Origin of the sequence: Streptomyces sp. 4N124, assembly GCF_052245395.1 — a bacterium.
Classification (GTDB): Bacteria; Actinomycetota; Actinomycetes; order Streptomycetales; family Streptomycetaceae; genus Streptomyces.
The window spans coordinates 151,994-177,360 of record NZ_JBQQBS010000014.1; the positions used below are offsets into that span (position 1 = coordinate 151,994).

Genomic DNA, 25,367 nt, shown 5'->3' on the forward strand with positions numbered 1-25,367 from the left:
CGGGCGGCTCAGGCGACGCCGAAGTACGCCTGGGCCGCCCGTACGCCTTCCACCAGCGCGTCGACCTCGGCCGGTGTGTTGTAGACGTAGAAGGTCGCCCGGGTCGTCGCCGGGATGCCGTACCGCTTCACGATCGGACGGGCGCAGTGGTGGCCCACGCGGACCGCGACACCGCGCTCGTCCAGGATCTGGCCCACGTCGTGCGGGTGGATGCCGTCGACCGTGAAGGAGACGGCCGATCCGCGGTCGGTGAGGTCGCGGGGGCCGACGATGCGGACGCCGGGGATCTCGCCGAGCAAGTCCAGGGCGCGGGCGGTGAGTTGATCCTCGTACGCCGCCACCTCGGCCATACCCAGTGACTCCAGGTAGGCCACGGCCGCCGCAAGGCCCACCGCCTGGGACGTCATCGGGACGCCTGCCTCGAAGCGCTGGGGCGGCGGCAGGAAGGTACTGTGGTCCATCTCGACGATCTCGATCATCGAGCCGCCGGTGAGGAACGGCGGGAGATCCGTGAGGAGTTCGCGGCGGCCCCACAGCACGCCGATGCCGTTCGGGCCGAGCATCTTGTGCCCGGAGAAGGCGACGAAGTCCGCGCCGAGTTCCGTCACGTCGACCGGCCGGTGCGGCACCGACTGGGCGCCGTCGACCACCACCAGAGCGCCGAACTCGTGGGCACGGTCGGCGAGTTCGCGCACCGGGTTGACCGTGCCGAGGACGTTGGACTGATGGCTGACGGCGACGACCTTCGTCCGCTCGTCGAGCAGCTCGTCGGTCCGGGTGAGGTCGAGGCGGCCCTCGTCGGTCAGCCCGAACCAGTCCAGCGTGGCGCCGGTGCGCTCGGCGAGCTGCTGCCAGGGGACGAGATTCGCGTGGTGCTCCATCTCCGTGACGACGATCCGGTCACCGGGACCGACACGGCCCGCGTTGCCCAGCGCGTACGCGACGAGGTTGATGCCCTCCGTCGTGTTCTTGGTGAACACCATCTCGTCCTCGGCCGCCCCGACGAACCGGGCGATGGTGCGGCGTGCGCTCTCGTACGCCTCCGTCGCCTCCCCGGCGAGCTGGTGCGCGCCTCGGTGTACGGCGGCGTTGTGCGTGAGGTAGAACTCCCGCTCCGCGTCCAGGACCTGGAGCGGTTTCTGGGTGGTGGCACCGGAGTCCAGGTAGACGAGACGCGCGCCGCTGTCCATCGTCCGGCCCAGGATCGGGAAGTCCTTGCGCAGCGCGTCCACGTCGAAGCCCACGGCCACTCACCTCTCACGGTTTCTGTGATGGTTCACCGTGAGGCACGCTAGGCATTCTCACGGAGAATCGCAACCATTAGCATGAGAGCCGTGGATCACGACGCCCCTGTCTACCTGCACCAGCTCCCCGTTCCCGGCGAGGAGCGCTACATCTCGCTGGCCCTGGTCAACACGCGTTTTACTCTCAGCCACGGCGACATCGACCTGCTCGACGACACCGAGTCCGCGCACCTGTGGCTCGTACGCCATGAGCTGCTGCCGGACCGGGTGGCCCTGGGTGGCAGGCAGTTCGGGCGGCTCCTGGGGCTGCGGGAGGCGGTGCGGGCGCTCTTCGAGGCGTACGACGCCCATGAGCGGCCCGCCGTCGACGATCTGGCCACGCTCAACTCCGCGCTCGCGGCGGCCCCGTCCACGCCCCGGCTGGCCTGGACGTCCGACGGCCCGCACCGCGCCGACGAACCCGACGCCGGCAATCCGGCCGCCGCCGCGCTCTCCCTGCTCGCCGAGGACGCCACCGACCTGCTCACCGGCTCCGAGGCCGAGCAGCTGACCGAGTGCGCCGCACAGGGCTGCGCCCGCTGGTTCCTGCGCTCGCACGGAGCCCGGCGCTGGTGCACGACGAAGTGCGGCAACCGGGTGCGGGCGGCGCGGGCGTACGCGGCGAAGCGGGGCCGGGAGTCGCCCACGTAACTCGGTTGCACCCCGGCGATGTTGCTGTCACGGTCTCCCGCTGCTGATGCCTTACGTGCCGGCTTTCCAGCCCGGGATCGTCGGCAGCACCTTCTCGGCGACGGCGAGCAGTTCCTCGTCGCTCGGTACCCCGCCGACCGAGCGCCACATGGCCAGGTCGAAGGAGCCGCCGCTGTCCTTGGCGTCCTGGGCCACGGTGAGGGCGCGGGCGGGGACGCCGGGAGCGCTGCGGGAGTCGCCGCCGTCGAGCCGGAATTCGAGGGCGATGGTCTGGGACGAGTAGAGGGTCGCCGGGCGGCCCAGGACCTTCCGCTCACGCGCGTCACTGCCCAGCAGCCGGCCGGACCCGGTCACCGGAAGGCCGTCGTAGGTGGCCGTCAGTTCCACGGTGTACGTCTCGAACTCGACCCGCGCCGTGGGAGTGGCGACCTGCTCGCCGTCGGCCTCCCCGACGGAGCTGTCGCTGCCGGAAACGGTCAGCGCGATCTCCTCGGGCGTGCCGAGCAGTGTGGCGAGGTCGGGACGGTGCAGGGCCTCGCACAGCTGCTGACCGGAGACCTGCCCGGCGGCGGGGGGCGTCTCGGGCTTGTCGTCCGAGCAGGTGGGAGCCGGTGGGGCGTTGTCCTCCGCGGCCGAGGTCTTCGCCATCGTCCAGAAACCGGCGGCGAGTGCTCCCACCAGCACTACGGCCGCCACGGCCTGCCCCACAGGGCTCGGGCCCTTCGTGGACGCGCCGATATTGTCTGCCATGTCCCCCCGCTTACTGCGATCCCCCTGTGGATGCCGGGGGACCCTATCCCGCTTATCAGTACACGGACAACCAAATTCGACGGGATTGCATAAACGTGCAGCGAAACGTATAGTCATGCTCTCCAGGAGGAGGATGTCATGGCGGTACGTGCGGCAGTGGCCGGAGCGAGCGGGTACGCGGGCGGTGAGCTGCTGCGTCTGCTGCTGGTGCACCCCGAGGTCGAGATCGGCGCCCTGACCGGGAACTCCAACGCAGGTCAGCGGCTCGGCGCGCTCCAGCCGCACCTGCTGCCGCTGGCTGACCGGGTGCTCCAGGAGACCACGGCGGACGTCCTCGCCGGGCACGATGTCGTCTTTCTCGCGTTGCCGCACGGACAGTCCGCGGCCGTCGCCGAGCAACTCGGCCCCGATGTGCTGGTGGTCGACATGGGGGCCGACTTCCGGCTGCGGAACCCGGGGGACTGGGAGAAGTTCTACGGTTCCGCGCACGCCGGGACCTGGCCGTACGGCCTCCCTGAACTGCCGGGTGCCCGCGCTGCACTGGAGGGGTCCAAGCGCATCGCGGTGCCCGGTTGCTACCCGACCGCCGTCTCGCTGGCGCTCTTCCCGGCGTACACGGCGGGCCTCGCCGGGACCGAGGCCGTGATCGTCGCCGCGTCCGGCACCTCCGGCGCGGGCAAGACGCCCAAGCCGCACCTGCTGGGCAGCGAGGTCATGGGGTCCATGTCGCCGTACGGCGTGGGCGGCGGCCACCGGCACACGCCCGAGATGATCCAGAACCTCAGCGCCGCCGCCGGCGAACCGGTCACGGTCTCCTTCACGCCGACGCTGGCTCCCATGCCGCGCGGGATCCTCGCCACATGCAGTGCGCAGGCGAAGCCCGGTGTCACCGGCGACTCCCTGCGCGCCGCCTACGAGAAGGCCTTCGCCGACGAGCCCTTCGTTCATCTGCTGCCCGAGGGACGGTGGCCCGCCACGGCGTCCGTCCACGGTTCCAACGCCGTTCAGGTGCAGGTCGCATTCGACGAGGCCGTGGGCCGCATCATCGCGATCAGCGCGATCGACAACCTGACCAAGGGCACCGCGGGCGGTGCCGTCCAGAGCATGAACCTCGCCCTCGGGCTCGACGAGACCACCGGGCTTTCCACGATCGGAGTCGCACCGTGAGTGTCACGGCAGCAAAGGGATTCACGGCGGCGGGCATTGCCGCCGGGATCAAGGAGAACGGCAACCCGGACCTGGCCCTCGTGGTCAACAACGGGCCCCGCCTCGCCGCCGCGGGCGTCTTCACCTCCAACCGCGTCAAGGCCGCGCCGGTGCTGTGGTCCGAGCAGGTCCTGAAGGGCGGGCAGGTCTCCGCCGTCGTCCTCAACTCCGGTGGCGCCAACGCCTGTACGGGCCCGAAGGGCTTCCAGGACACGCACGCGACCGCCGAGAAGGTCGCCGACACGCTGGGGCTGAACGCCGCCGAGGTCGCGGTCGCGTCCACCGGGCTCATCGGGATCCTGCTCCCCATGGACAAGCTGCTGCCCGGCGTCGAGACCGCCGCCGAGGCGCTGAGCGAGCACGGCGGCGAGAAGGCCGCCATCGCCATCAAGACCACCGACACCGTCCACAAGACGTCCGTCGTGACCAAGGACGGCTGGACCGTCGGCGGCATGGCCAAGGGCGCGGGCATGCTCGCCCCGGGCCTGGCCACCATGCTCGTCGTCCTCACCACCGACGCCGACCTGGGCGCCGACGTCCTGGACGACGCTCTGCGGGCCGCCACGCGCACGACCTTCGACCGCGTCGACTCCGACGGCTGCATGTCCACCAACGACACCGTGCTGCTGCTCGCGTCCGGCGCCTCCGGGATCACCCCGGCAGACGAGGAGTTCGCCGAGGCCGTACGGACCGTCTGCGACGACCTCGGCCAGCAGCTGATCCGGGACGCCGAGGGCGCCAGCAAGGACATCAAGGTCGAGGTGGTGGGCGCCGCGACCGAGGACGACGCCGTCGAGGTGGGCCGCTCCATCGCCCGTAACAACCTGCTCAAGTGCGCGATCCACGGCGAAGACCCCAACTGGGGACGGGTGTTGTCCGCCATCGGTACGACGTCCGCGGCCTTCGAGCCCGACCGGCTGAACGTCGCCATCAACGGCGTCTGGGTGTGCAAGAACGGCGGCGTCGGCGAGGACCGCGACAAGGTCGACATGCGCTACCGCGAGGTGCACGTCATCGCCGACCTGGCCGCGGGCACCGAGACGGCCACCATCTGGACCAACGACCTGACCGCCGACTACGTCCACGAGAACAGCGCCTACTCCTCATGAGCAATACACCCGCGCGGAAGCACACCGCGCTGCCCAAGGCCCAGATCCTCATCGAGGCGCTGCCCTGGCTGGTCCGGCACAACGGCAAGACCGTCGTCATCAAGTTCGGCGGCAACGCCATGGTCGACGAGGAGCTGAAGGCCGCCTTCGCCCAGGACGTCGTGTTCCTGCACCACGCCGGCCTCAAGCCGGTCGTCGTGCACGGCGGCGGCCCGCAGATCAGCGCCGCCCTCGACAAGCACGGCATCGTCAGCGAGTTCAAGGCGGGCCTCAGGGTCACCACCGAGGACGCCATGGACGTCGTACGGATGGTGCTGGCCGGGCAGGTGCAGCGCGAGCTCGTCGGCCTGCTCAACCAGCACGGGCCGCTGGCCATCGGACTGACCGGCGAGGACGCGCACACCATCACCGCCATCAAGCACCAGCCCGAGATCGACGGCGAGTTGGTCGACATCGGGCGGGTGGGCGAGATCACCGAGATCGACACGGGCGCGATCGAGGCACTGCTCGCCGACGGCCGCATCCCGGTCGTCTCCTCGATCGCCCGCTCCCAGGACGACGGACATGTCTACAACGTCAATGCTGATACGGCGGCTGCGGCACTCGCTGCTGCGCTGGGCGCCGAAACCCTCATGGTCCTCACGGACGTCGAGGGCCTCTACGAGGACTGGCCGCACAGCGACGAGGTGATCAGCCGCCTCACCGCTTCCCAACTGGAGAAGCTGCTGCCGGAGTTGTCCTCCGGCATGGTGCCGAAGATGGAGGGCTGTCTGCACGCTGTGCGCAACGGCGTGAACACGGCCCGGGTCATCGACGGCCGCGTCCAGCACTCCATCCTGCTGGAGATCTTCACCGACGAGGGCATCGGCACGATGGTCGTGCCCGACGAGCAAGAGGGGGACGCCGTATGACCGCCAATCAGGAACTGACCACGCGGTGGCAGGGCGCGCTCATGAACAACTACGGCACTCCGCGACTGCCGCTCGTGCGCGGGGAGGGTGCGCACCTCTGGGACGCCGACGGCAAGGAGTACGTCGACTTCGTCGGCGGTATCGCGGTCAACGCGCTCGGCCACGCCCACCCGGCGATCGTCGAGGCGGTGAGTCGGCAGATCGCCTCGCTGGGGCATGTGTCGAACCTGTTCGTCGCCGAGCCGCCGGTCGCGCTCGCCGAACGGCTGCTGCAGCTCTTCGGGCGGGAGGGCAGGGTCTTCTTCTGCAACTCCGGGGCCGAGGCGGTCGAAGGCGCGTTCAAGATCGGGCGGCTGACCGGGCGGACGCACATGGTCGCCACCGACGGCGGCTTCCACGGCCGCACCATGGGCGCGCTCGCGCTCACCGGACAGCCCGGCAAGCAAGCCCCGTTCCTGCCGCTGCCCGGCGATGTCACCCACGTCCCGTACGGCGACGCGCAGGCGCTGGCCGCCGCGGTCACCGAGGAGACGGCCCTCGTCATCATCGAGCCGATCCAGGGCGAGAACGGGGTCGTGGTCCCGCCGACGGGGTATCTGAAGGCGGCCCGCGCGATCACCGCCGCCACGAGCAGCCTGCTGGTGCTGGACGAGGTGCAGACCGGGATCGGGCGTACCGGGCACTGGTTCGAGTACATGGCGCACGAGGGCGTCCTGCCGGACGTCGTCACGCTCGCCAAGGGCCTCGGCGGCGGGCTGCCGCTGGGCGCGACCGTGGCCTTCGGGCGGGCGGCCGAACTGCTCCAGCCCGGGCACCACGGCACGACCTTCGGCGGCAACCCCGTCGCCTGCGCGGCCGGCCTCGCCGTGCTCGACACCATCGCGAACGACGGGTTGCTGGAGAACGTCAAGCGGCAGAGCGAGAGGTTGCGCGACGGAATCGAGTCGCTGAACCACTCGTTGATCTCCCATGTCCGGGGCGCGGGGCTCCTGCTGGGTATCGTGCTCACCGAGCCGCTTGCGCCACAGGTGCAGCACGCGGCCCAGGACGCCGGTTTCCTGGTGAACGCGCCCGCCCCCGATGTCGTACGACTGATGCCGCCCCTCAACCTGGGCGACGACGCGGTGGACGCCTTCCTCCGGGCGCTCCCCGGTGTCCTGGACACGGTGACCGAAGGGGACGGACATTCCGGAGAATGAGACGACGATGAGCCAGGCGCAGGATCACGAGCAGCCGAGCGGGCCTGCCGTGCCGCAGACCCGCACCGCGCGTCACCGCCGGATCGTGGACATCCTCAACCGGCAACCCGTCCGGTCGCAGAGCCAGTTGGCGAAGCTGCTCGCCGACGACGGGCTGACCGTCACACAGGCGACGCTCTCCCGCGACCTGGACGAGCTGAACGCGGTGAAGATCCGCAACACCGACGGCGACCTGATCTATGCGGTGCCGAGTGAGGGGGGTTTCCGTACGCCGCGCGCTCCGCTGGGGGGGTCGGCGAAGGAGGAGCGGATGCGGCGCCTGTCCGCGGAGCTGCTGATCTCCGCGGAGGCTTCGGCGAATCTCGTGGTGCTCCGTACGCCGCCCGGTGCCGCGCAGTTCCTCGCCTCGGCGATCGACCAGGCTGAACTGCACGACATTCTGGGGACGATCGCGGGTGACGACACGTTGCTGCTGATCAGCCGGGATCCTACGGGTGGGCAGGCGCTCGCGGATCATTTGCTGCGGTTGGCTCAGAACGGGCACTGAGGGGTTGTGTGTCGGGTGCGGCTGGTGGGGGCTTGTCGCGCAGTTCCCCGCGCCCCTTACGGGGCGTGGGTGTCACCGGCGTGTATTGAGGCGGGCCGCCTGGCTCGTTAGGTGGTTGCGTTCTGCGAGGGTGGGGGCCTTTTGGGCTGCCTCGGAGTACAGCTGTGCCGCCGTGTCCAGGTCGCCGTCGCGTTCGTGGAGGTAGGCGGCGACCGCGGTGTAGCGGGGGAGCGAGTCGTCCAGCTGCGCGAGGGCCGCGAGGCCGGCGCGTGGTCCGTCTGCCTCGCCTACGGCGACCGCGCGGTTGAGCCGGACGACGGGGCTGTCGGTGAGGCGGGTCAGCTCGTCGTACCACTCGACGATCTGGACCCAGTCGGTCTCCTCGGCGCAGGGCGCGTCGGCGTGGAGGGCGGCGATGGCGGCCTGGGCCTGGAACTCGCCGAGCCGGTCGCGGGCGAGGGCCGTCTGCAGGATCTCGACGCCCTCGGCGATCGACTTGGTGTCCCACCGGCTCCTGTCCTGCTCGGCGAGCGGCACCAGGCTGCCGTCGGGCGCGGTCCGGGCCGCGCGCCGGGCGTGGTGGAGCAGCATGAGGGCGAGCAGCCCGGCCACCTCGGGGTGGTCGATCGCTGCCGCGAGCTGCCGGGTGAGCCGGATGGCCTCGGCGGCGAGGTCGATGTCGCCGGAGTAGCCCTCGTTGAAGACCAGGTAGAGGACGCGCAGCACGGTGGCGACATCGCCGGGCTGGTCGAACCGCACGCCGGACACGGTCCGCTTGGCCCGGCTGATGCGCTGCGCCATGGTCGCCTCGGGCACGAGGTAGGCCTGGGCGATCTGGCGGGTGGTGAGGCCGCCGACGGCGCGCAGGGTGAGGGCGACGGCGGACGAGGGGGTCAGGGAGGGGTGGGCGCAGAGGAAGTAGAGCTGGAGGGTGTCGTCCACCGCGGGCGCGGGGCCTGGTACCGGCTCCTCCTCCACGAGGTCCTCGCGTCGGCGTCGGGCGGTGTTCGCCCGGGTCGCGTCGAGGAACTTGCGCCAGGCCACGGTGACCAGCCAGCCCTTCGCGTCCCGCGGCGGGTCGGTCTGCCAGACGCGGACCGCCTCGACGAGCGCGTCCTGGACGGCGTCCTCGGCCGCCGCGAAGTCTGCTCCGCGGCGGACGAGGACGGCGAGCACGCTCGGTGTGAGGCTGCGGAGCAAGGCCTCGTCCATGGAGGAGGTCACTCCGTGACGGTGGGCTGCACGCCGTAGAACGGGCGCAGCTCCAGCCACTCGTGGATCGTCTTCCCGCCCGCACCGGGCGCGGCCGACAGTTCCCCGGCCAGCTCGACGGCGCGCTCGTAGCTGTCGACGTCGATCACCATCCAGCCGGCGATGAGGTCCTTGGTCTCGGCGAACGGTCCGTCGGTGACCGGCGGGCGCCCCTCACCGTCGTACCGGACCCACGTCCCCTCGGGGGCGAGGGCCACCTCGCCGACGAACTCGCCGGTCTTCTCGAGCCGGTCCGCGAAGTCCCGCATGTACTGCACGTGCGCCGTGATCTCCTCCGGCGTCCACTGGTCCATGGGCACGTCGTTGACCGCAGCCGGGGCACCGCGGTAGTGCTTGAGCAGCAGGTACTTGGCCATGGTCGTTCTCCTCGGTGTGATGCGACCCATTGTGGCCGCGTTCACTGCAGGGACGGAGCCGACCACGGGTTCTCGACATCGCCGAGCGAACTTTTTCCGCCCGCTGTGCTCGGACCGACGAGGCAGGCGACCACAGCCGCCAAGCTGCGGGCATACGTGCCACAGGGGCGGCGCCCACCCAGCAGGCGGCGCGCAGGCTCAACTCAGCTGCGGGCATTCGTGCCGCAGGCGGCGCCCACCCAGCAGGCGGCGCGCAGGCTCAACTCAGCTGCGGGCATTCGTGCCGCAGGGGCAGCGCCCACCCAGCAGGCGGCCGCACCTTCCCGCCCAGCTGCGGGCAGTCGTGCCGCCTGGGGCGGCACGGGTGGGCGCAGGCGGCACCCCGTCAGCGCCGGGCTGCGCGACCCACCCGCCCTCAGCCACCGCGCCGGGCCGGCAATCCCCCCCGCTCCAGCCACCGCGCCGGCCCGCGCAACCCACCCCACCCCAGCCACCCCGACCGACCGGTCACCCCAACCGCGCCGCCAACCCCCCGGTGCACCGCACCTCGTCCCCCGCCGTCACCAGCAACGCCTCCACATCCGGCAGCGACTCCAGCCACCGCAACCCCGCCCGCGAACCCATCGCAAACGCAGCGGTGGCCCAGCAGTCCGCCCACGTCAGTGAAGGCCCCACGACGGTCACCGCCACCAGATCGGTCACGGCGGACCGCCCGGTCCGCGGATCGACGATATGCGCGCCGCGTTCGGCCGTCCCGGACGTGGCGACGGCCAGCTCCTCCACCCCGGCAGCCGACACGACCGCCGCGAGTCCCCCCGGCCGCAAAGGATCCGCCACCCCGACCCGCCACGGCCGCTGCGGCCCGGGGGTGCCCAGCAACTGGACGTCACCCCCGCCGTTCACGCTCACCCCACTCGCCCCGACCGCTGCCAGCGACCGAGCCGCCCGTTCGACGGCCCACCCCTTGACGATCCCGGTCGGATCGAGCCGCCCCTCGTACGACGTGCTGAACCAGCCCTCACTCAGCCGCTCCGCCTCCGCGGCCAGCTCCAGCACCTCGGCGACCTCGGGATCACAGTCACCGACGCTGAGTTCATCGCGGGCCAGCCGCGACACCTGGCTGTCCTCCCGGTACGTGCTGAACACCTCGTTCACCCGGTGCAGCCCGGCGACTGCCGCCTCCAGTGCCGCCTTGACCGCACCGGGATCCCCGCCGCGGACGTCGAAGGAGAAGACGGTCCCCATGACCTCCTCCACGTGACGCACCGCGGCGGGAGCTGCTGCTGCCGATTCGGCGTGCTCGGCCACCGACTCAGACACCGGCCTGGTCCAACGCCGACTGCAGGGACTTCTTGTACCCGGCGCTGGTGTACGTCGCCCCGGACACCGCGTCGATGTCCGCACTGCCCGCGGCCACCGTCTCCTGGTTGAGCTTGGGCACCGCGTTGTTGGAGACCTGGGTGCTCTTCCCGCCACTGGGCGCCTGCACCGCCGAAGCCTGGACGATCTTGCCGTCGCGCATCGTGATCCGGACCTGCACCGGCCCGTACTCGGTCTGCGCGACCTCGCCGGTGACGGTCCCGGTCCCATTGGTGACACCGCCGCCGGCGTCCTGCCCGGCACCGGCACCAGCGCCAGCATCGGCATCGCCGCCGGCACCAGCAGGGGCGCTGGGGCTGGCGCCCGCGCCTGCCTCCGCCCCGCTCCCCGCCGCCGCGCCGCCTCCGGCGGGCTTCACCTTGTCGAGGGCCGACTGCAGCGACTTCTTGTACCCGGCGCTCGTGTACGTCGCTCCGGACACCGCGTCGATGTCCGCCGTCCCGGCGGCCACGGCGGCCTGGTTGAGCTTGGGCACCGCGTTGCCGGTGATCTGCGTGCTCTGGCCGCCGGTCGGCGTCTGTACCGCCTCGGCCTTGGTGATCTTCCCGCCGCTGACGGTGATCCGTACCTGTACGGGCCCGTACTGCGTATCGGCCACGTCACCGGTGACGGTCTGAGCCTGCGCGGCCCCGCCGCCCCCCGCGCCCTGCCCCGAGCCGCCGCCCTTCGCCGCCGCCTTGTCGAGGGCCGACTGCAGCGACTTCTTGTACCCGGTGCTGGTGTAGGTCGCCCCGGAGACCGCGTCGATGTCCGCGCTCCCGGCGGCCACGGCGGCCTGGTTGAGCTTGGGGATCGCGTTGTTGTTGATCTGGGTGCTCTGGCCGCCGGTGGGGTTCTTCACCGCCTCGGCCTTGGTGATCTTTCCGTCGCTCACGGTCAGCCGGACCTGCACGGGTCCGTACTGCGTATCGGCCGCATCACCGGTGAACGTGCCGGTGCCGATCGCCTGGGCGCCGCCCTGGGCGGACTCCTGCGCGCCGATCGACTGGCCCGGTGCCGCGCCGCCCACCGCCTCGGAGCCGGAATCCGACCCCGGCTTCAGCGACAGCAACAGCACGATCCCGGACACGGTGGCGGCGCCGGCCAGCACGACACGCCGAAGGGGATGGGTCTTCCTCATCGCTCCTGAACTCCTGATTCCCGAAGATTCCCGAAGGTCCTGAAGACCCCGAAGGTTCTGACGTTTCCCGTCGTCACATCTCGAACGACTCGTGATGGATACGGCGGGCGGGGACCCCCGCGCCGCGCAGTGCGTCGTACACGCCCTGCGCGAAGCCGGGCGGCCCGCACAGGAACACGTCGTGCTCGTCGATGTCCGGCAGCTTCTGGCGCAACCGCTCCGCCGAGATGTCCGGGCGTTCCCCGTCCGGGGAGTTGACCGCGTACATCAGCCGGGCGCCCCGCTCGTCGGCGATGGCGGCCAGCTCGTCCCAGAGGGCCAGGTCCTGGGTGCTGTTGGCCCGGTAGAGCAGGGTGATGTCACCGGACGCGCCCGGCAGTGTCTCGAACAGCGCCCGCATCGGGGTGATGCCGACCCCGCCGGCGACCAGCAGCACCTTGCCGCGGCTGCGGCGCTGGGCGGTCAGCGCGCCGTACGGGCCCTCGGCCCACACGCGCGTGCCGGGCGTCAGCTCCCGCAGCCGGGCGCTGTGGTCGCCGATCGCCTTCACTGTGATCCGCAGCATGTCCGGCCGGGGCGCCGCCGACAGCGAGTACGGGTGCGAGCTGAACCGCATGCCCGGCGCCAGGAACCGCCAGCGGAAGAACTGGCCCGCCTCCGCGCCCATCCGGTGCAGCTTCCGGCCGCCGATCAGCACGGACACGATCCCGGGCGTCTCCTCGATGACCGCCTCGACCCGCATGCGGTGGCGCATGTTCAGCCGGATCGGGGTGAGGATCCGGTACCAGATCACCAGCGCCGTCACCGTGCCGTAGAGCCCGTACCAGACGGTCTTCGCGAGGGGCTCGACGGCGAACTCGTTGCCGGTGCTGAGCTGGTGCCAGAAGGTCAGGAACACCGCCGCGTACGTCAGCAGATGGACGTGGTACCAGGTGTCGTACGGAATCATGCGGCGGATGCCGCCGATGGAGATGATCCCGATGAAGAACAGCAGACCGGTGCCGATGGCGGCCTTGCCCATGTCCGGCAGCTGGTTGACGGAGTCGATCGTCTGTTGGGCGATGTAGCCGAGGTCCTTGCCGGCCTGGCGGGCGTAGCCCCACATGATCAGGAAGACATGGGCGACGGTCAGACAGAGCGTGTAGCGGCCGCTCATCGCGTGCCAGCGCGCCACCCGGTCGGAGCCGACCCGGCGCTCCAGCGCGGGCACGCGGGCCATCTGCAGCACGACCAGCGCCATCAGGTAGCCGGCGAGCAGACCGGTGATCCGGCCCGCGGCGATGATCTTGCCGGTGGTGTCGCCGATGGACGGGGTGTTGCTCCACCACAGCCAGAGCACTCCGGCCGCGCCCGCCCATACGGCGAGCAGCAAGAGGGTCGCCGGGGAGCGGCGCGGACGGATGCGGCGCATCGTCTGGCGGCGGGCGGCGCGGCCGCTTGCGAGCGTGGTGGTCACGGTTCCTCCGTGCGGACGGGCTGTGCCTTGGCCCACAGATACGTGCCGCGACGGCAGTGTGTTCAGCGGTCAGTCGAGCTCCGTGTGCATCGAGTGACTCATTACCGCGTGATCGCCGTTCGCCCGCTCGTCGTCCCGATCGCGAGGTGCGGCCTGCGGCCGGGGTCGGCCCACTGGAGGATCCGCCGCATCGCGTCCGCCGGCACCGACACACAACCGGCCGTCGCCCCGCGCCCGTTGACATGCAGGAAGATCCCGGCACCGCGGTGGCGGACGGGTTTGTGGTAGTTGAAGTCGACGACGAGCGCGTGGTCGTACTGCGTGGTGTACGAGATGAGCCGCTCCGACTCGGCGGCCCGGCAGTCGGCCGCGAGGGGCTCGGTCCAGCGGTTGTAGGAGCGCGAGTCGTTGTCCTGGCACCACCAGGAGTTCCGGTGCACGGGACGGTAGGTGTACATCGTCCCGCGCGGCGCCGCCTTGATGCCGAAGGCGTACGGCATGCCGTACAGGCCGGTGGGGGTGGTGTTGGTGCCCTGCTTGCGCGTGGCGCCCTCGACGAGGCCGTTCGCGCCGAAGCGGGCGGCGGCGGATCCGGCCTTCACCCAGCGGCCGTCACTCAGGTCCCACCAGGTGACCGTGCCGGTCGTGGCACCGGTCCGGGGTGCCACGGCCGTGATCAGCTGGGTGCCGCCGCCGGTGTCCGCCATCCGCGCGGGCAGCGGCGGGGCGCCCTCGGGCGCGGCACCGAGCACGAGGAGGGGCGAGGCGGCGAGGGCGGCGACGACACCGGGGCGCATGCCTCAGACCGTAGACGGCGGCAGTGGCAGCGGCAGCCCGGGTAGGCCATCCAGGCTGGTCCCGACGTGATCCTTCTTCTCGAAATAGGCGCTGAGCGAGGCGTCGTCCTCGCGCGCGAAGCGCCTGCGGTGCAGATCGCGGTCCTCGTCGTACGTCATGAAGGGCACCGCGTAACCGCAGGTGTCGCGGACGAGTTCGGCCGTCACGACGATGATCGCGCGCAGCCCGTGCGGCGTCGGGTCGATGTCCGGGAAGTGGGAGAGGAGTTCCCGGAAGCGGGGGTCGTCGCGGAAGACCGGCTCGCCGCGGCCGTGCACCCGGACGATGTTGGGCGGGCCCTGGAAGGCGCACCACATGAGAGTGATCCGGCCGTTCTCCCGCAGATGAGCGACGGTCTCCGCGTTGGATCCGGCGAAGTCGAGGTAGGCCACGGTGTGGTCGTCCAGCACCGCGAAGGAACCCTTGAGGCCCTTGGGGGAGAGGTTGACCGTGCCGTCGCCGGAGAGTGGGGCGGTCGCGGTGAAGAAGAGGGGCTGCTCCTCGATGAAGGTGCGGAGCCGGCCGTCTATGCGCTCATAAGTCTTTCCCATGTCTAACGATTATGAGCGTAGTTAGTTCGCCTGTCTAATGAATTTCCCGATCCGGTTGTGCGGAAGCCCGCGCAACCGGCTTCGGGACCGTGGCCGCCCCGGCCGGCGCTCACACGGGGCGGCCACAGCGCCTGTCACGTCACTGGGTGAGCGTGCAGGCGGCCAGGGAGTCCAGGCCCTGGGGCTTCTCGGCCGTGCGGCCGATGGCGGTGGCGATGCGGTTGACGGTGGCGACGCGCTTGTCCTCGAGCGGGCCGAGGATGGCGTTCTGCACGAAGTTCGGTCCGCCCTGGCCCACGGTGTCGACCAGCCGCTGGTTGGCCTCGGCGACCTGGGTGTCGAGCAGGGCCAGGTTGCGGTCGACCTCGGCCTGGGCGGAGGCCGGGATCGCGGGCAGCTCGGACTCGACGTCCGGGCAGCTGATCGCGCCGGCGCCGGCGTTCCCGGCCTCGTCGCCGGTGTCGCCAGTGTCCCCGGCTCCCTCGGTCGGCGAGGCCTCGACCTCCTCGCCGGCACCGGCCTCTTCGCCCGCACCGGCATCTTCCCCGGCGCCCGCTCCCGCACCGGCGCCGGCTTCCTCGCCCGCACCCGCGCCGCCGTCCGCGTTGAGGGAGCAGGCGGCGAACGCCTCCAGCCCCTCCGGCTTCGCCGCCGCGCGGCCGATGGCGGTCTCGATGCGGTTGAGGGCGGCGACGCGCTTGTCCTCGAGCGGGCCGAGGATGGCGTTCTGCACGAAGTTGGGTCCGCCCTGCCCGACGGTGTCGACGAGCCGCTTGTTGGCTTCGTCGATCTGGGTCTGCAACTGGGCCAGGTTGCGGTCGACCTCGGCCTGGGCGGAGGCGGGGATCGCGGGCAGCTCGGAGGTGACGTCCGGGCAGCTGATCGTGCCGGGGCCCGCCAGGGTCCGGGCGCCGTCGCCGCTCTTGGACGTCTCCCCGGCGAGGGCGGACTGGGCGATCACCGCGCCGGTCAGCACGACCGCGGCGGCGCCGCCGATGAACGCGACGCGTCGCTTGTTGTACTTCGGAAGAGCCCTGGACATGCGGATGCCTCACTCGGGTCAGGGGTCGATTCGGTGTTCCGAATGACTCGGTTGTTTACAAACGCGGCGCCTGCGTCCGGCGAGAGATACGGGAAAGCGATTTCCCGCGTTCAAATCCATCCGCGATTCACCTCCTGGGCCCCCGAGATTGACGAACCATGCAGACTCCTGCATACTCATGCATGTCAGCGAATGCACTGTGAGGAGAAACCCGTGACCGAGCGCGTCGTACTCGCCTACTCAGGCGGACTGGACACCTCCGTCGCCATCGGCTGGATCGCCGAGGAGACGGGCGCCGAGGTCATCGCCGTTGCGGTCGACGTCGGCCAGGGCGGCGAGGACCTGGACGTCATCCGCAAGCGCGCCCTCGCGTGCGGTGCCGTCGAGGCCGAGGTCGCGGACGCCAAGGACGAGTTCGCCGAGGAGTACTGCCTCCCGGCGATCAAGGCCAACGCCCTCTACATGGACCGCTATCCGCTGGTCTCGGCCCTCTCCCGGCCGACGATCGTCAAGCACCTCGTCGCCGCCGCCCAGAAGCACGGCGCCACCACGGTCGCTCACGGCTGCACCGGCAAGGGCAACGACCAGGTCCGCTTCGAGGCCGGCATCGTCGCCCTCGCGCCCGACCTCAAGTGCATCGCCCCGGTCCGCGACTACGCGATGACCCGGGACAAGGCGATCGCGTTCTGCGAGGAGAAGAGCCTCCCGATCGCGACCACCAAGAAGTCCCCGTACTCCATCGACCAGAACGTCTTCGGCCGTGCCGTCGAGACCGGCTTCCTCGAGGACATCTGGAACGCCCCGATCGAGGACATCTACGAGTACACCCAGAACCCGGCCACCCCGCGTGACGCCGACGAGGTGATCATCTCCTTCAAGGCGGGCGTCCCGGTCGCCATCGACGGCAAGCCCGTCACCGTCCTGCAGGCCATCCAGCAGCTCAACGAGCGCGCCGGAGCCCAGGGCGTCGGCCGGATCGACATGGTCGAGGACCGCCTCGTGGGCATCAAGTCCCGTGAGGTGTACGAGGCGCCGGGCGCGATCGCCCTGATCACCGCCCACCAGGAGCTGGAGAACGTCACCGTCGAGCGTGAACTCGCCCGCTACAAGCGGCAGGTCGAGCAGCGCTGGGGCGAACTGGTCTACGACGGCCAGTGGTTCTCCCCGCTCAAGCGCGCCCTGGAAGGCTTCATCGACGAGGCCAGCCAGCACGTCAACGGCGACATCCGGATGACCCTGCACGGCGGCCGCGCGGTCGTCACGGGCCGGCGCTCCGAGACCTCGCTGTACGACTTCAACCTCGCCACGTACGACACCGGCGACACCTTCGACCAGGCTGCGGCCAAGGGCTTCATCGACATCTACAGCCTGTCGTCGAAGATCGCGGCGAAGCGCGACCTGGCGTAAGCCTTGCCCGTACCGACCTGACAGCCGCCTCCTCACCTGCAAGGGTGGGGAGGCGGTCGCACATTCACCATTCTCCGAGGAGCAGAGCAAAGTGAGCAGCAACAGCGGTGACGTACGGCTCTGGGGCGGCCGTTTCGCCGACGGTCCCGCCGAGGCCCTGGCGAAGCTGTCCGCGTCCGTCCACTTCGACTGGCGGCTCGCGCCGTACGACATCGCCGGTTCGCGTGCGCACGCGCGCGTGCTGCACAAGGCGGGCCTGCTCACCGAGGAAGAGCTGACGCGGATGCTGGCCGGGCTCGACCAGCTGGAAGCGGACGTGGCGGACGGTTCGTTCGTCGGCACGATCGCCGACGAGGACGTGCACACCGCCCTGGAGCGCGGCCTGCTGGAGCGCCTCGGCCCCGACCTCGGCGGCAAGCTGCGCGCGGGCCGCTCCCGCAACGACCAGGTCGCGACCCTCTTCCGTATGTACCTGCGGGACCACGCTCGCGTCATCGGTGGCCTGATCGCCGACCTCCAGGACGCGCTGATCGGCCTGGCCGAGGCCCACCCGGACGTGGCGATGCCCGGCCGCACCCACCTCCAGCACGCCCAGCCGGTGCTGTTCGCCCACCACGTCCTTGCCCACGTCCAATCCCTGTCCCGGGACGCGGAACGCCTGCGTCAGTGGGACGAGCGCACGGCGGTCTCCCCGTACGGCTCGGGCGCCCTGGCGGGCTCCTCCCTCGGCCTGGACCCGGAGGCGGTGGCGAAGGACCTCGGCTTCGAGCACGGGTCGGCCGCCAACTCCATCGACGGCACCGCGTCCCGTGACTTCGTCGCCGAGTTCGCCTTCATCACCGCGATGATCGGCGTGAACCTCTCCCGGATCGCCGAGGAGGTCATCATCTGGAACACGAAGGAGTTCTCCTTCGTGACCCTCCACGACGCGTTCTCCACGGGCTCGTCGATCATGCCGCAGAAGAAGAACCCGGACATCGCGGAGCTGGCGCGCGGCAAGTCCGGCCGCCTGATCGGCAACCTGACGGGCCTCATGGCCACGCTCAAGGCCCTCCCGCTCGCGTACAACCGCGACCTCCAGGAGGACAAGGAGCCGGTCTTCGACTCCTGCGACCAGCTGGAGGTCCTGCTCCCCGCCTTCACCGGCATGATGGCCACCCTCACCGTCCACCGCGACCGCATGGAAGAACTGGCCCCGGCAGGCTTCTCCCTCGCCACCGACATCGCCGAGTGGCTGGTCAAGCAGGGCGTGCCGTTCCGGGTAGCGCACGAGGTTGCGGGCGAGTGCGTGAAGGTCGCCGAGGCCGAGGGCAAGGAGCTGGACCAGCTGACCGACGAACAGTTCGCGAAGATCTCCGCGCACCTGACCCCCGAGGTACGCAGCGTCCTCAACGTCCCCGGCGCCCTCGCCTCCCGCAACGGCCGCGGCGGCACGGCCCCCAGCGCGGTGGCGGTGCAACTGGCCGAGGTAAAGGCGAACGTGGCGGCACAGCACAAGTGGGCAGAAGGGAAACGCCCTTAGGGGCGCGGGGAACTGCGCGACAAGCCACGACGAACCCGCACTCGCCAAAGCACCGCACAACCCGAACTCTGAGGCGCCCTCGCTTCACCGAAGGTCATCGCGGGTTACGTTGGTCGGAAGCCGTAACGGAGCCGACCGAACGGAGCCCGCGATGCCCTTCGCCCGACTGGCAACAGCAACGACCCCCACCTGCCACATCGGCCTAGGCCTCGCCGCCGTCGGACGCCCCGGCTACATCAACCTCGGCCGAGACCAGGACCTCGGAGAGAACCGCAGCGTAGACACCCTCCGCACCCGCACCAACGAACTCCTCGACGCCGCCTACGCGCAAGGCGTCCGCTACTTCGACGCGGCCCGCTCCTACGGCCGTTCCGAGGAGTTCCTCGCCGACTGGCTGAACGCCCACCCCGACGTCGACGACGTGGTCATCGGCAGCAAGTGGGGCTACACCTACACCGCGGGCTGGTCCACCGACGCCGAGCAGCACGAGGTCAAGGACCACAGCGTCACGACGTACGAGCGCCAGCGCGCCGAGACCGACGCCCTGCTCGGCGACCGGCTCGACCTCTACCAGATCCACTCGCTGACCCCGGACAGTCCGGCCCTCACCGACAAGGAACTCCACGCGAGGCTCGCCGAGGCCGCTGCCCAGGGCCTCACCATCGGCTTCTCCACCAGCGGCCCCGCCCAGGCCGACACCATCCGTGCCGCCCTCGCGGTGACGGTCGACGGCGAGCCCCTCTTCCGTACCGTCCAGTCGACCTACAACGCCCTGGAGACCTCGGCCGGCCCCGCACTCGCCGAGGCCCACGACGCCGGACTCACGGTGATCGTCAAGGAAGCCATGGCCAACGGACGGCTCGCGGAACCGCATGCGCCGGACGCGCTGAAGGCCGTAGCCGAAGAAACGTCTCTGGGATGCGATGCCGTCGCCCTCGCGCTGATCCTGCGGCAGCCCTGGGCCGGGGTCGTCCTCTCCGGCGCCGCAACCGTCGTCCAACTGGCCTCCAACCTGCACGCCGCGGTCGTCGACCTCGACGACGCCCAGCTGTCCCGGCTGGCTGCGCTGGTCGAGGACCCGCCCGCGTACTGGGAGCGGCGCGGGCAGCTGCCCTGGCACTGAGAAACCGTGAGTGGCCAGACTCCATGAGACGCACATGCCCCGCATGAGACATTCTTGTCTCACGTGGGCTATGGTTGTCTCATGGCTGTCGACCGTGACCATGTGCTGCGCAGCGCAGCCGCCCTACTCACCCGTAAATCCACCGCGACCATGGACGAGGTCGCCAAGGCCGCCGGGATCAGCCGGGCCACGCTGCACCGCCAGTTCGCCGGGCGCGACGTGCTCGTCCGCGCGCTCGAGTCGCTCGGCATCGCGGAGTGCGAGGCCGCGCTGGACAGGGCCCGCCTGGACGAAGGCGGCGCAAGCGATGCCGTAAGACGGCTCGTCCACGAGATCGAACCGGCCGCCGCGCTGCTGGCCTTTCTCTACACCGAGAACCAGCTGTTCGAGGGCGGGCAGCAGAACGAGGGCTGGACCCGGATCGACGACCGCGTGGCGGCCCTGTTCCGACGCGGTCAGGCGGCCGGCGAGTTCCGTATCGACCTCACGCCGGCCTGGCTCACCGAGGCGCTCTACGGCCTGCTGGCCTCCGGTGCCTGGGCGGTGTCCGAAGGCCGCGTGGCCTCCAACGACGTCAACTTCATGATCGTCGAGCTGTTGCTCGGCGGCGCAGTACGGAGAGAGGAATCATGACCAGCACCCTGCAGCCGGCGAACCCGACCGAGGCGGTGAAGCGCCCCGGCCGTTGGCTCGCGCTGGCCGTCCTCGTGCTCGCCGTGCTGCTGGTGGCCGTCGACGCGACCGTCCTCGGCCTGGCGACGCCCTACATCAGCGAGGACCTGAAGCCCTCGGGCACCCAGCTCCTGTGGATCGGTGACGTCTACTCGTTCGTGATCGCCGGTCTGCTCGTCTCCATGGGCAGCCTCGGCGACCGCATCGGCCGCAAGCGGATCCTGCTCATCGGCGCCACGGCGTTCGGCGCGATATCCGTGCTCAACGCCTACGCGACGACCCCGGAGCTGATGATCGCGGCCCGGGCACTGCTCGGTGTCGCGGGCGCGACGCTGATGCCCGCGACGCTCGCCCTGATCCGCAACCTCTTCCACGACCCGCGCGAACGCAGCCTCGCCGTCGGCATCTGGGGCGCCACCGCTTCCGCGGGCACCGCGATCGGCCCGATCGCGGGCGGCTTCCTGCTCGAACACTTCTGGTGGGGCTCGGTCTTCCTGATCAACCTGCCCGTGATGGCGGTCCTGGTCCTCGTCGGCATCAAGATGCTGCCGGAGTCACGCAACCCGAACCCCGGTCCCTGGGACCTGCTCAGCGTCGTGCTGTCGCTCGTCGGCATGGTCGCGATCGTGTACGCCGTGAAGGAAGCCGCGAGCCACGGCTTCACCTGGGAGACGGTCGCCGCTGCCGTGCTGGGCCTGGCGTCGCTGTACGGCTTCGTGCGGCGCCAACTCACCCTGCCCACACCCCTGCTGGACATGCGGCTGTTCCGCAACCGCGGCTTCAGCGGGGCCGTCCTGGCCGACCTGCTGACCATCTTCGGCCTGTCCGGCCTGGTGTTCTTCCTCTCGCAGTACCTACAACTCGTCCAGGGCCGACGCCCGTTCGAGGCGGGCCTGGCCGAACTGCCCGCCGCCATCGGCGCGGTGGCGGCCGGCCTGATCGCCGGCCGCGCGGCCCGCCGCTTCTCCGTACGCACCATCGTCTCCGGCGGCCTCGCGGCAGTCGGCCTCGCCCTGGCCGCCCTGACGGTCATCGACCAGTCCACCGGCTACCCCCTCCTCGGCGCCGCACTGCTGGTCGTCGGCATCGGCGCGGGCTTCTCCTTCACCGTCACCGCAGACGTCATCCTCTCCAGCGTGCCGAAGGAGGAGGCAGGCGCGGCATCGGCGGTGTCCGAGACGGCGTACGAACTGGGCGCGGCCCTCGGCATCGCTCTGCTGGGCTCGATCGTGACGGGCGTATACCGGGGCTTTGAAGGCCCGATGGGCACCCCGGACGCAGCACACGAGTCGCTGGGCGGAGCGGTGGAGGCGGCGGCGGGGATGCCCGCACAGACGTCTGCGGCAATGCTGGACGCGGCCCGGCAATCCTTTGTGGACGGCCTAGCCCTGGCGGCAGGCGCAGGAGCGGCAGTGCTGCTAGCGGCGGCAGCGGCAGCATGGTTCATGCTGCGAAATCAGCGGTTGGACAGCCGACCTTAAGGGGCGCGGGGAACTGCGCGACCAGCCACCGACAACCCGCACCCGCGAACCGGCACCAACCAGCCCCCACACTAGGCTTTAAGCCCCTTTTCGCCCCGACCTGATGGTCTTGGCTCCGTACCCGACGTCGTTCCCCACGGCCGAAGGAGCCACAGACCATGACACGACGCACACGCATACTCCTAGTCACCGGCGGAGCCCTAACCGCCGCCACCCTCGCCGGAGGCGGCCTCGCACTGGCCGCAGACGGCGACGAACCGACCCGCGAACAGGTCAGGTTCGTCGTAGAGGAGGGCAGCCCCACGAACAGCGACGACTGCCCGGAGAAGGACGGCGCAGCGCTGTGAGTGCCGGGGCCCCCGAGGACAAGCTCCTAGAACACGCGCTGTTCGAGGTCAAGAGGGTCATCGTCGGCCAGGACCGCATGGTGGAACGCATGTTCACCGCGATCCTGGCCCGCGGCCACTGTCTGCTGGAGGGCGTGCCCGGAGTCGCCAAGACTCTGGCCGCGAAAACCCTCGCCCACGTGGCCGGAGGCCGGTTCGCCCGGCTGCAGTTCACCCCCGACCTCGTCCCCTCCGACATCACCGGCACCCGGATCTACCGTCCGTCCCAGGAGGCGTTCGACATCGAACCCGGCCCGGTGATCGCCAACGTCGTCCTCGCCGACGAGATCAACCGCGCCCCCGCCAAGGTGCAGTCGGCGCTTTTGGAGGTCATGGGCGAGCACCAGGTCTCCATCGGCGGCACCACGATCCCCGTCCCCGAACCGTTCCTCGTCCTCGCCACCCAGAACCCGATCGAGTCCGAGGGCGTCTACCGTCTCCCCGAGGCCCAGCGCGACCGCTTCCTGCTCAAGGTGGAGGTTCCCGCGCCCAGCGAGTCGGAGGAACTCGCCATCCTCTACCGGATGAGCGTCGACCCGCCGAGCCCGCGCCGCGTCCTCACCCCGGAGCGGCTGATCGCGCTCCAACGCACCGCGGACCAGGTGTTCGTGCACCACGCGGTCGCCGAGTACGCCGTACGACTGGTCTGCGCGACCCGCGAACAGGCGGGCCCGGAGCGGAGGCTGGCGCACGGTGCGGGCCCGCGGGCCACGCTCGGCCTGATCGCCGCCGCCCGTGCCCTGGCCCTGCTGCGGGGCCGCGGATACGTCCTGCCCGCCGACGTCAGCGACTTGGCGCACGAAGTCATCGCGCACCGTCTCGTCCTGTCCTTCGACGCGCTCGCCGACGGTATCGCTCCCGGCGCGATCGTCGACGAGGTCCTGGCGTCGGTCGAGCAGCCCCGTATCAGCCCGCGTCAGGCCGCCGAGGAGGAAGCGGCATGAGCAGCAGCACCCCGACGCTCCGCGACCTCACCCCCGAACAGGCCCTGAAACACCTGGAGTTGCTCTTCACCCGGCACCCGGACGGACTCCTCCAGGGCGACCACGCCTCCCTGCTGCCCGGTCCCGGCAGCGAGGTCTCGGAGACCCGGCCGTACGTCATCGGAGACGACGTACGCCGGATGGACTGGAACGCCACCGCCCGCACCACCGTCCCCCACGTCCGCCTCACCCTCGCCGACCGCGAACTCACCACCTGGATCGTCCTCGACGCCTCCGCGAGCATGGACTTCGGCACCGCACGCATGGAGAAACGGGACCTCGCGGTGGGCGCGGCGGCGGCCGTCGCGTTCCTCACCGAGCGGGCCGGCAACCGGCTCGGCGCGCAGATCACGGGCCCGCACGGTATCCAGCGGATCCCTCCGCGCACCGGACGCCACCACATGCTGACCATCCTGCGCGCCGCCCTCGAACGCACCCGGGTGAGCGCGGGCGTCCCCGAACACACCCTCGCCGACGCCCTGGTGGCCCTGCGCGCGCTGCCCGCGCGCGGGCTCGTCGCCGTGGTCTCCGACTTCCTGGAGACCGGCTGGGAGCAGCCGTTGCGCGTCGCCACCCGCCGCCACCAGGTCCTCGCCATCGAGACCGTCGACCCGCGCGAGCTGGAGCTGCCCGACGTCGGACTGCTCACCGTCGTCGACCCGGAGACCGGGCGCAGGCGCGACATCCCCACCCACGCACGGAAGGTGCGCGAACGGTACGCCGCCGCCGCGCTGGAGCAGCGGGCCGTCATCAAGCAGTCCATACGCCGCGCGGGCGCCGCCCACCTCAGGCTCCGTACCGACCGGGACTGGGTGAAGGACGTCGTCCGGTACGTCGAGGACCAGCGGCGCCGAGCGGGAGGCGGCGCCGCATGAAGGAGGTCCGATGAGTCTGCGTTCACCCGGCTGGCTGCTGCTCCTGGTGCCGCTCGCCGGACTGATCGGCGCGTATCTGCTGGTGCAGCGGCGGCGGCGCCGGTACGCCGTCCGGTTCACCAACCTCGATCTGCTCGACAAGGTCGCGCCCAGCAGGCCCGGATGGCGGCGGCACGTCCCCGCCGCCGCCTTCTGCGCCACGCTCGGGCTGCTGGTCGTCGGCTTCGCGCGCCCCACCGCTGATGTGCAAGTACCGCGCGAGCGGGCCACCATCATGATCGCCTTCGATGTCTCCGGCTCCATGGAGGCGACCGACGTCGAGCCCACCCGTATGGAGGCCGCGAAGCGCGCCGCCGTCACTTTCGTCGACCTGCTGCCCGAGCGGTTCAACGTCGGACTGGTGCCGTTCAGCGGTACCACCACCGTCGCGGTCCCGCCTACCACCGACCGCGTGGTGCTGCGCCGGGCCATCGAACAGCTCACCCCGGGGCAGGCCACGGCGATCGGCGACGCCGTGATGGCTTCGCGGGACGCCATCCGGACACTCGACAAGGAGGCCGAGACCGAGCCGCCGCCCGCGCACGTCGTGCTGCTGTCCGACGGCGCCAACACCTCAGGACGCTCGGTGGAGTCGGCGGCCGCGGAGATCGCCGCCGACCGCATCCCGGTCTCGACGATCGCGTACGGCACCGAGGACGGGGTCATCGAGTTCCCGGACGGCCGCGTCCTGCAAGTCCCCGTCGACGGCCCCGCACTGGAGGCCCTCGCTGAGCGCACGGGCGGCGACTTCCACGAGGCCGCCACGGGCGAGGAACTTCAGGACGTGTACGAGGACATCGGCAGCTCCGTCGGCCATCGCACCGAGGAGCGCGAGATCTGGCAGTGGTTCGTCGCCGCGGGCCTCATCACCGCCCTGGCCGCCGCGGCGACCTCGCTGCTCTGGTTCTCCCGGCTGCCCTGACGGCTCATTCACCGACGTTGGAGGAACGATGCCCGACCAGTCGTACACCGGCCCTCCCGGCTCACCGGGGGAGCAGGGGCTCGATGTGCCGGACGGGGGTGGAGGCGCGGGACCCGTGCCCGACGTTCCGCACATCGGTCTCGGCCATCCACGCGGCCCCGCCTTTCTGCCCGGGCGGCCCCCGGCGCCCATCGACCCGTACGCACACACCATTCCTGTCACTCCCACCCCCTACACCACCCCCCGATCGACGCCCTCGCTTCCGTTCTCTCCCCGCACCCCTACCC

Annotated in this window: 25 protein-coding genes and 1 pseudogene; 16 read left to right on the forward strand and 10 right to left on the reverse strand. The window is 70.8% G+C overall.

Features of this window, described 5'->3' with window-relative positions; genetic code table 11:
* Positions 1 to 8: 8 nt before the first annotated feature.
* Positions 9 to 1,244 (reverse strand): cysteine desulfurase, encoded by a 1,236-nt coding sequence (locus tag ACTWQO_RS17165; protein WP_443238184.1) that lies wholly within the window; start codon positions 1,242 to 1,244, stop codon positions 9 to 11.
* Between the two features lie 81 nt (positions 1,245 to 1,325).
* Here ACTWQO_RS17165 and ACTWQO_RS17170 point away from each other — a divergent pair, with 81 nt between their 5' ends.
* Positions 1,326 to 1,934 (forward strand): ABATE domain-containing protein, encoded by a 609-nt coding sequence (locus ACTWQO_RS17170; RefSeq protein ID WP_443238185.1) that lies wholly within the window; start codon positions 1,326 to 1,328, stop codon positions 1,932 to 1,934.
* A gap of 51 nt (positions 1,935 to 1,985) precedes the next feature.
* On the opposite strand, the gene ACTWQO_RS17175 is transcribed toward ACTWQO_RS17170, so the two are convergent.
* The gene (locus ACTWQO_RS17175; protein WP_443238186.1) at positions 1,986 to 2,684 is read right to left on the reverse strand and encodes a DUF6215 domain-containing protein; all 699 of its coding nucleotides are present in this window, start codon (positions 2,682 to 2,684) and stop codon (positions 1,986 to 1,988) included.
* Between the two features lie 138 nt (positions 2,685 to 2,822).
* Between ACTWQO_RS17175 and argC the strand changes: the two genes are divergently transcribed.
* The 5 genes from argC to ACTWQO_RS17200 are packed head-to-tail and all read left to right on the forward strand — an operon-like array spanning position 2,823 to position 7,656.
* Entirely contained in the window at positions 2,823 to 3,851 is a 1,029-nt protein-coding gene (argC, locus tag ACTWQO_RS17180; protein WP_443238187.1) for an N-acetyl-gamma-glutamyl-phosphate reductase, read from the forward strand.
* Positions 3,848 to 4,999: a bifunctional glutamate N-acetyltransferase/amino-acid acetyltransferase ArgJ gene (gene argJ, locus ACTWQO_RS17185; protein ID WP_443238188.1), complete on the forward strand. Its 1,152-nt coding sequence runs from the start codon at positions 3,848 to 3,850 to the stop codon at positions 4,997 to 4,999. The genes argC and argJ overlap by 4 nt, the downstream gene beginning before the upstream one ends.
* The gene (gene argB / locus ACTWQO_RS17190; protein WP_443238189.1) at positions 4,996 to 5,910 is read left to right on the forward strand and encodes an acetylglutamate kinase; all 915 of its coding nucleotides are present in this window, start codon (positions 4,996 to 4,998) and stop codon (positions 5,908 to 5,910) included. Before argJ ends, argB begins: the two co-directional genes overlap by 4 nt.
* Positions 5,907 to 7,109, forward strand: a complete 1,203-nt coding sequence (locus tag ACTWQO_RS17195; protein WP_443238190.1) for an acetylornithine transaminase — start codon at positions 5,907 to 5,909, stop codon at positions 7,107 to 7,109. Before argB ends, ACTWQO_RS17195 begins: the two co-directional genes overlap by 4 nt.
* A 7-nt stretch (positions 7,110 to 7,116) precedes the next feature.
* Positions 7,117 to 7,656, forward strand: coding sequence for an arginine repressor (locus ACTWQO_RS17200; protein ID WP_210574963.1), 540 nt, complete (start codon positions 7,117 to 7,119; stop codon positions 7,654 to 7,656).
* A 72-nt stretch (positions 7,657 to 7,728) separates the two neighbouring features.
* Here ACTWQO_RS17200 and ACTWQO_RS17205 read toward each other — a convergent pair whose 3' ends face one another.
* The 8 genes from ACTWQO_RS17205 to ACTWQO_RS17240 all read right to left on the reverse strand — a co-directional run bounded on the left by ACTWQO_RS17205 (position 7,729) and on the right by ACTWQO_RS17240 (position 15,670).
* The gene (locus tag ACTWQO_RS17205) at positions 7,729 to 8,868 is read right to left on the reverse strand and encodes an RNA polymerase sigma factor (protein WP_443238191.1); all 1,140 of its coding nucleotides are present in this window, start codon (positions 8,866 to 8,868) and stop codon (positions 7,729 to 7,731) included.
* A gap of 8 nt (positions 8,869 to 8,876) precedes the next feature.
* On the reverse strand, positions 8,877 to 9,284 hold the full coding sequence (locus tag ACTWQO_RS17210; RefSeq protein WP_443238192.1) for a YciI family protein: 408 nt from the start codon (positions 9,282 to 9,284) through the stop codon (positions 8,877 to 8,879).
* 507 nt (positions 9,285 to 9,791) lie between these two features.
* The gene (locus ACTWQO_RS17215; protein WP_443238211.1) at positions 9,792 to 10,529 is read right to left on the reverse strand and encodes an FAD:protein FMN transferase; all 738 of its coding nucleotides are present in this window, start codon (positions 10,527 to 10,529) and stop codon (positions 9,792 to 9,794) included.
* A gap of 67 nt (positions 10,530 to 10,596) precedes the next feature.
* Positions 10,597 to 11,784 carry an FMN-binding protein gene (locus ACTWQO_RS17220; protein ID WP_443238193.1) on the reverse strand — a complete coding sequence of 396 codons (1,188 nt, stop codon included), beginning with the start codon at positions 11,782 to 11,784 and terminating at the stop codon, positions 10,597 to 10,599.
* A gap of 73 nt (positions 11,785 to 11,857) precedes the next feature.
* The gene (locus ACTWQO_RS17225) at positions 11,858 to 13,240 is read right to left on the reverse strand and encodes a ferredoxin reductase family protein (RefSeq protein WP_443238194.1); all 1,383 of its coding nucleotides are present in this window, start codon (positions 13,238 to 13,240) and stop codon (positions 11,858 to 11,860) included.
* 101 nt (positions 13,241 to 13,341) lie between these two features.
* Positions 13,342 to 14,037: a L,D-transpeptidase family protein gene (locus tag ACTWQO_RS17230; RefSeq protein ID WP_443238195.1), complete on the reverse strand. Its 696-nt coding sequence runs from the start codon at positions 14,035 to 14,037 to the stop codon at positions 13,342 to 13,344.
* A gap of 3 nt (positions 14,038 to 14,040) precedes the next feature.
* Entirely contained in the window at positions 14,041 to 14,628 is a 588-nt protein-coding gene (locus ACTWQO_RS17235; RefSeq protein WP_443238196.1) for a pyridoxamine 5'-phosphate oxidase family protein, read from the reverse strand.
* A gap of 139 nt (positions 14,629 to 14,767) precedes the next feature.
* Entirely contained in the window at positions 14,768 to 15,670 is a 903-nt protein-coding gene (locus ACTWQO_RS17240) for a hypothetical protein (RefSeq protein ID WP_443238197.1), read from the reverse strand.
* 213 nt (positions 15,671 to 15,883) lie between these two features.
* On the opposite strand from ACTWQO_RS17240, the gene ACTWQO_RS17245 reads away from it, so the two are divergent.
* The 10 genes and pseudogenes from ACTWQO_RS17245 to ACTWQO_RS17290 form a co-directional block, all read left to right on the forward strand.
* Complete coding sequence (locus ACTWQO_RS17245) at positions 15,884 to 17,077, forward strand: argininosuccinate synthase (protein ID WP_443238198.1); 1,194 nt, start codon at positions 15,884 to 15,886, stop codon at positions 17,075 to 17,077.
* A gap of 91 nt (positions 17,078 to 17,168) precedes the next feature.
* A complete protein-coding gene (gene argH / locus ACTWQO_RS17250) occupies positions 17,169 to 18,599 on the forward strand; it encodes an argininosuccinate lyase (RefSeq protein ID WP_443238199.1) in 1,431 nt (476 codons plus the stop codon).
* Between the two features lie 151 nt (positions 18,600 to 18,750).
* Complete coding sequence (locus tag ACTWQO_RS17255; protein ID WP_443238200.1) at positions 18,751 to 19,722, forward strand: aldo/keto reductase; 972 nt, start codon at positions 18,751 to 18,753, stop codon at positions 19,720 to 19,722.
* 81 nt (positions 19,723 to 19,803) lie between these two features.
* On the forward strand, positions 19,804 to 20,355 hold the full coding sequence (locus ACTWQO_RS17260; protein ID WP_443238201.1) for a TetR/AcrR family transcriptional regulator: 552 nt from the start codon (positions 19,804 to 19,806) through the stop codon (positions 20,353 to 20,355).
* Positions 20,352 to 21,875 carry an MFS transporter gene (locus ACTWQO_RS17265; protein ID WP_443238202.1) on the forward strand — a complete coding sequence of 508 codons (1,524 nt, stop codon included), beginning with the start codon at positions 20,352 to 20,354 and terminating at the stop codon, positions 21,873 to 21,875. The genes ACTWQO_RS17260 and ACTWQO_RS17265 overlap by 4 nt, the downstream gene beginning before the upstream one ends.
* Before the next feature lie 158 nt (positions 21,876 to 22,033).
* A complete protein-coding gene (locus ACTWQO_RS17270; RefSeq protein WP_443238203.1) occupies positions 22,034 to 22,222 on the forward strand; it encodes a hypothetical protein in 189 nt (62 codons plus the stop codon).
* On the forward strand, positions 22,219 to 23,205 hold the full coding sequence (locus tag ACTWQO_RS17275; protein ID WP_443238204.1) for an AAA family ATPase: 987 nt from the start codon (positions 22,219 to 22,221) through the stop codon (positions 23,203 to 23,205). The genes ACTWQO_RS17270 and ACTWQO_RS17275 overlap by 4 nt, the downstream gene beginning before the upstream one ends.
* Positions 23,202 to 24,119: a DUF58 domain-containing protein gene (locus ACTWQO_RS17280; protein ID WP_443238205.1), complete on the forward strand. Its 918-nt coding sequence runs from the start codon at positions 23,202 to 23,204 to the stop codon at positions 24,117 to 24,119. Before ACTWQO_RS17275 ends, ACTWQO_RS17280 begins: the two co-directional genes overlap by 4 nt.
* Positions 24,120 to 24,129: 10 nt before the next feature.
* Positions 24,130 to 25,080, forward strand: coding sequence for a VWA domain-containing protein (locus tag ACTWQO_RS17285; protein WP_443238206.1), 951 nt, complete (start codon positions 24,130 to 24,132; stop codon positions 25,078 to 25,080).
* A gap of 28 nt (positions 25,081 to 25,108) precedes the next feature.
* Positions 25,109 to 25,367, forward strand: a pseudogene (locus ACTWQO_RS17290) (hypothetical protein); the annotation flags it as partial.

Coding starts and splice junctions, on each gene's coding strand:
- ACTWQO_RS17240 (WP_443238197.1), bottom strand. CDS start 15,670: ATGTCCAGGGCTCTTCCGAAGTACAACAAGCGACGCGTCGCGTTCATC.
- ACTWQO_RS17220 (WP_443238193.1), bottom strand. CDS start 11,784: ATGAGGAAGACCCATCCCCTTCGGCGTGTCGTGCTGGCCGGCGCCGCC.
- ACTWQO_RS17230 (WP_443238195.1), bottom strand. CDS start 14,037: ATGCGCCCCGGTGTCGTCGCCGCCCTCGCCGCCTCGCCCCTCCTCGTG.
- ACTWQO_RS17260 (WP_443238201.1), top strand. CDS start 19,804: ATGGCTGTCGACCGTGACCATGTGCTGCGCAGCGCAGCCGCCCTACTC.
- ACTWQO_RS17255 (WP_443238200.1), top strand. CDS start 18,751: ATGCCCTTCGCCCGACTGGCAACAGCAACGACCCCCACCTGCCACATC.
- argB (WP_443238189.1), top strand. CDS start 4,996: ATGAGCAATACACCCGCGCGGAAGCACACCGCGCTGCCCAAGGCCCAG.
- argC (WP_443238187.1), top strand. CDS start 2,823: ATGGCGGTACGTGCGGCAGTGGCCGGAGCGAGCGGGTACGCGGGCGGT.
- ACTWQO_RS17210 (WP_443238192.1), bottom strand. CDS start 9,284: ATGGCCAAGTACCTGCTGCTCAAGCACTACCGCGGTGCCCCGGCTGCG.
- ACTWQO_RS17205 (WP_443238191.1), bottom strand. CDS start 8,868: ATGGACGAGGCCTTGCTCCGCAGCCTCACACCGAGCGTGCTCGCCGTC.
- ACTWQO_RS17215 (WP_443238211.1), bottom strand. CDS start 10,529: ATGGGGACCGTCTTCTCCTTCGACGTCCGCGGCGGGGATCCCGGTGCG.
- ACTWQO_RS17235 (WP_443238196.1), bottom strand. CDS start 14,628: ATGGGAAAGACTTATGAGCGCATAGACGGCCGGCTCCGCACCTTCATC.
- ACTWQO_RS17285 (WP_443238206.1), top strand. CDS start 24,130: ATGAGTCTGCGTTCACCCGGCTGGCTGCTGCTCCTGGTGCCGCTCGCC.
- ACTWQO_RS17270 (WP_443238203.1), top strand. CDS start 22,034: ATGACACGACGCACACGCATACTCCTAGTCACCGGCGGAGCCCTAACC.
- ACTWQO_RS17265 (WP_443238202.1), top strand. CDS start 20,352: ATGACCAGCACCCTGCAGCCGGCGAACCCGACCGAGGCGGTGAAGCGC.
- ACTWQO_RS17170 (WP_443238185.1), top strand. CDS start 1,326: ATGAGAGCCGTGGATCACGACGCCCCTGTCTACCTGCACCAGCTCCCC.
- ACTWQO_RS17175 (WP_443238186.1), bottom strand. CDS start 2,684: ATGGCAGACAATATCGGCGCGTCCACGAAGGGCCCGAGCCCTGTGGGG.
- ACTWQO_RS17200 (WP_210574963.1), top strand. CDS start 7,117: ATGAGCCAGGCGCAGGATCACGAGCAGCCGAGCGGGCCTGCCGTGCCG.
- ACTWQO_RS17280 (WP_443238205.1), top strand. CDS start 23,202: ATGAGCAGCAGCACCCCGACGCTCCGCGACCTCACCCCCGAACAGGCC.
- ACTWQO_RS17195 (WP_443238190.1), top strand. CDS start 5,907: ATGACCGCCAATCAGGAACTGACCACGCGGTGGCAGGGCGCGCTCATG.